The following is a 4324-nucleotide window of genomic DNA, read 5'->3' as shown; positions in this document are numbered from 1 at the left end:
CCCGACACCAAGCCTGCGGCTATGGTGCGGGCCTCCAGCCCGAAAATTTGGTGAAATGCAAGGACTCCGTCCCGCTGACGCGATCGGATCCCATTCCCCGCCTCTGGCCAACCCCTCGATGGTGGTGATGGCTTGGCCCTGCAAGCGCGCCGCCGGGTACAGGCAACTGTGGACGGGATCCCCCTCCAACAGCACCGTGCAAGCCCCGCAATCCCCCGAGTCGCAGGCACGGCGTACCCCCACCCAGCCCAGCTCCCGCAACAAGCTCAGCAGAGTGATCCCCGGCGGAACCACCTGCCCATAGGGTTGGCCGTTCACCTGAAATCGGATGGGAATGGGAGTGGGATCCATAACGGTCTTCTTTTTTCACTCACATCTACCCCATTCTGTTTTGAGCAAAATGTTTCGAGTGAACCATTGGATTGCCCTGTTTGTTTTCATCCCTCTTCCCCATGAGGTGAGGGGATCCTGCCTATCGCAGATCGGTTTGCCCTCCCTCGCTGGGATGGCTTTCTTGGATGATCAGAGCAGGATTTTGTGAATTCAAATCCCAAGTGCAGGCCAAGCCTTCTTTGCCGAGATCTCTTCGCTTCCCTCAACTCCATTGATGACTTAGCCTATTTACCCTAGGAGACACTATGGCAACTCTTTACTTCAGCCCGCTTTTCGAGGTACAAGCTCTGCAAGCGGAGCCCAACCGGGGACGCTCTCGCTCCTTCCTGCCCACTCCTCTGCAGGTTTGGGAGAGCGGCGAAGCCTACACCGTCCAGTTGTGGGTGCCCGGTGCCAATCGGGAACGCTTCCACATCGAGGCCACGGCTCAACAGCTCTCCATCAGCGGCGAGATCCAGGTTCACGGCCCTGAAGGTGCTGAATTGCGCTACCAAGAAGTGGAGCCCCAACCTTTTCAACGCATCCTCAAGCTGGCCCGCCGCATCCAGCCGGAGAAAGTCTCGGCCACCTATCGCGACGGCATCCTCACCCTCACTCTGCCCAAAGCCGACGCAGCGCGGGTGATCAAAGTCCAAGTGGGCGCCTCAAACCCCACTACTCCGACGGAAGCCGTGACGGTGGAAAGCCAACCTGCCTAGGATCCCCAGTCTCTCCCTCTCTTTTCAGGCGAGGGGATCGAGGGGATCTAGCCGTTCCACTGCACGCGCATCTCATCTCCCACTTTGAAACCCAAGGCACGGCTGGCATTGCCTCGGTTTTGCACGATCTCCACCCAGCCGGAGCTGCCCACCAGGGCCAGCACTTCTCCAACTTCTCCCTCAGCAAAGGTGGCCACGGAGCGGACGGGGATCCCTTTGATCCAGGCGCTCCAGCTTCGACCTTCCACCCACTGTCCGGGAAGATTGCTGATGCCGTTGCCGAAGTGATCGATGGCCTGGATCACACCACGCCAGCCGTCCGGCTCCTCCTGGGGCTGGGGCCAGTCCCACCGAACCAATTCCGCCACATCCAGGGGATCCCCCAGCTCCGCCAAAGGGATCCCGTTGGCCTGATGAGCGGCAACCGGGGCAAAAATATCCCGCCCATGAAAGGTGCGGCTGGGAGAGGGGGTGCGCCAATAGCGGGGCCGGTTGAGTTCCACAGCAGCCAGCGCCGGAGTTTGGGCCAAAACGCCGCTGAACAGGCCATTGTCAGGGCCAACCAAAAAGCCCGTCTCGGTTTGGATGGCTACCGCCCGGCGGCTACTCCCCACCCCCGGATCCACAACGGCCAGGTGAATGGTGCCTGGCGGCAGGTAGGGATAGGCCGTCATCAGGGCAAAGCGAGCCGCTGCCACATCCTGAGGCGGGATCCCATGGCTGAGGTCGATGAGTTGAGCCTGTGGGGAAAGGGTATGAATCACCCCTTTCATAATGCCCACATAGGGATCCTGCAGGCCAAAATCCGTCAACAGGCTAATAAAAGGCATACCCTTTTGAGGCTTGAGGATCCCAGTTTAAGGATCCCAAAAGATAACAGCGCTTATGGATGGGGTGGCTAGCGGGCAGCAAGAGCAGGTTGCGGGCGCTCATACACCTGCCCCAAACGCGCCAACTGCTGCACCAACAAACTCAAGAACAGGCCCACATCGGTAACAATCCCCACCGACTCTAGGGATCCCCGATCGGCCAGCTTGGTCACCACCGCCGGGTTGATGTCCACGCAGATCAGCTTGACCCCGGCAGGCGTCATGTTCCCGGCTCCAATGGAGTGCAACATGCTGGAGAGCATCAGCACCATGTCGGCCCCCTGCAGCAGCCGCGCATAATCCTGTTGGGCCTTGATCAGATCCATCTCCGTATCCGGCAGCGGCCCATCGTCGCGGATGGATCCCGCCAGGGAGAAGGGCACCTGAGCGCGAATGCACTCGTAGAACACCCCACCGGTAATCACGCCCGCTTCCACTGCGGCCCGGATACTGCCATACTTGCGGATGAGGTTGATGGTTTTGAGGTGATGCTTGTGGCCGCCCTTGACCGGGGTGCCCCGCGACAGATCCACCCCCAGCGAGGTGCCGTAGAGATTCTGCTCCAAATCGTGAACGGCAATGGCATTGCCCCCCAGCAGCGCCTGCACATAGCCCTCCCGAATCAGGGTAGCCAAGTGGGATCCACCGCCCGTGTGGATGACCACCGGCCCTGCCACCACCACCGTTTTGCCGCCCCGCTCCTTGATTTGCCGCAGCTCCCAGGCAATCTGCTCCACCAGGATCTCCACCCGCCGCTCGCTGGAGACCCCCGATCCCATAAAGGTGAACTCCTGGGAAGAGCGCTCTTTGCTGGCCTGGCGCACGGTGCGGATCCCTTCCACCCCACACACCACGGCATCCCCCACCTGCAAATCTCGAATCAGGGTGCAGTAGGCTGAAAACTCCGTCTTGCCATTGCAATCGGATCCCTTGACCACGATCACCCCATCCATGCGCTGCCGCTGCACCGGGATCCACTGGCCGGCCACCCGCACCTGCGTGGGATAGATGGTGGTGACATAAAAATCGTCGGGCGCTACCCCTGCTTTCTCTACCCGCTCCAGACGGGCATCTTGCTGGGTTTCTTCCGAGAGACGGGCCCCCTGCTCGATCAAGGCGCTGAGGATGGTGTCCAGGGTCTCTTCGGTGGGAGCCGAAACGGCCAGCTCCACTGTAGAGGTGCTCTGCCGTTTTTCCCCAAGCTGAAACTTGAGGATCTGGAAGCTGCCGCCATTGTCGACAATGCAATCGACGGCTCTGGTGAGCAGGTCGCTGTCCACCAAGTGTCCCTGGAGGGTCACCGTCCGGCTGAGCACCGTGGCCACCGGATCGGTTTGGGGAGCCACCGTCTCGTCGAGGCGCAATGTCAAGCACTTGGCCGCCCCACCGGCTTTCAGGAACTCCGTCAGCTCCGTCTGCACCACCGCAAATCCCCGCTCCTGTAGGGCGGCTTCCAGCTCTGGGCTGACCCGATTCACCAAGATCGTGCCGTTCACATCCACGGCATTGCAGGCAAAGTGAATGGCATCCGCCTCCTGAACCGGGATCCGCTTTTCAGGGGGCACCCGCATCTCGATCAAGCGGTTGGAATAGGCATCAAAAGCCGGTGGATAGTAAAGCAAATAGCCTTCGGAGAGGGGGCAAAAGCAGGTGTCTAGGTGGTAGAACCGCTCGTCCACCAGCCGCAAAGACAACACCTCGATCCCCAGCCACTTGGCCAGGTAGGGGTGAGACTCCAACATGGAGCGAAAGCCGTAGCCCGCCCACAGCCAGCGCCCTGCCCGATCCAACAGAGCATCTCCCGCCCCCTCAAAAGCCAGGGCTGGCGGCAGCTCATAGACGGTGTAGCCCTGTTCCTCAAACCAAGCCTTGAAATGGGGCTGTTCCCCCTGCCGCTCTGGGTGATAAAAACGGCTCAGCACCACCTTGGATCCCAGGATGAGCCCAGCATTCGCCGTAAACACCATATCCGGCCATCCCGGCACCGGCTGGATTAGCTTCACCTCCGCCCGCTGCGAGAGATGCCGATAAAGAGCCTGCCACTGCTGCAGCGCCCGTTCTCGCGAAGAGCGGTGAACATTCCCCACCATCCAGGGGTTGATCACATAGTCCACCTCGTAGTGATCGGGTGGGCACATCAAATACCGAATGGCACCAGGCATAGATCTCAGAGCGCAATCTGCAGCAGGGCATCCCCTAGATTAGCAGTTGCGTGAGCAGCATCCTCAAGAATCATGAAAGAATCATTATTTGTGGGAATCTTTCGCCAGCTCTGGCTGCAGTGGGCTGGGATCGGCAATGTTGGGCAACTCCAGACAGTAGCCCGCCCCGTAGACAGTTTTGATGTACTGGGGGTGGCGCGGA

General features: G+C 60.2%; 4 protein-coding genes. 1 reads left to right on the top strand and 3 read right to left on the bottom strand.

Going from position 1 to position 4324, the window contains the following annotated elements:
* A partial coding sequence (locus tag NW846_RS11450) for a (2Fe-2S)-binding protein (protein ID WP_414516057.1) occupies nucleotides 1-351 on the bottom strand: 351 nt, incomplete at its 3' end.
* Between the two features lie 287 nt (nucleotides 352-638).
* Between NW846_RS11450 and NW846_RS11445 the strand changes: the two genes are divergently transcribed.
* Entirely contained in the window at nucleotides 639-1091 is a 453-nt protein-coding gene (locus tag NW846_RS11445; RefSeq protein WP_011431920.1) for an Hsp20/alpha crystallin family protein, read from the top strand.
* Nucleotides 1092-1138: 47 nt separating this feature from the next.
* Here NW846_RS11445 and NW846_RS11440 read toward each other — a convergent pair whose 3' ends face one another.
* Together NW846_RS11440 and NW846_RS11435 are read right to left on the bottom strand one after the other, a co-directional pair.
* Entirely contained in the window at nucleotides 1139-1921 is a 783-nt protein-coding gene (locus NW846_RS11440) for an S-adenosyl-l-methionine hydroxide adenosyltransferase family protein (protein WP_414516054.1), read from the bottom strand.
* 68 nt (nucleotides 1922-1989) lie between these two features.
* Nucleotides 1990-4122, bottom strand: a complete 2133-nt coding sequence (locus NW846_RS11435; protein WP_414384367.1) for a TIGR00300 family protein — start codon at nucleotides 4120-4122, stop codon at nucleotides 1990-1992.
* Nucleotides 4123-4324: the final 202 nt, after the last annotated feature.

Origin of the sequence: Synechococcus sp. W60.3, assembly GCF_047502615.1 — a bacterium.
GTDB lineage: Bacteria > Cyanobacteriota > Cyanobacteriia > Thermostichales > Thermostichaceae > Thermostichus.
The sequence above is the reverse complement of the archived record's forward strand: the minus strand, read 5'-3'. Positions and strand labels throughout refer to the sequence as shown.

Bases quoted from the DNA above. Each gene is read 5' to 3' on its own strand.
- NW846_RS11445 (WP_011431920.1), top strand. From the start codon at position 639: ATGGCAACTCTTTACTTCAGCCCGCTTTTCGAGGTACAAGCTCTGCAA.
- NW846_RS11440 (WP_414516054.1), bottom strand. From the start codon at position 1,921: ATGCCTTTTATTAGCCTGTTGACGGATTTTGGCCTGCAGGATCCCTAT.
- NW846_RS11435 (WP_414384367.1), bottom strand. From the start codon at position 4,122: ATGCCTGGTGCCATTCGGTATTTGATGTGCCCACCCGATCACTACGAG.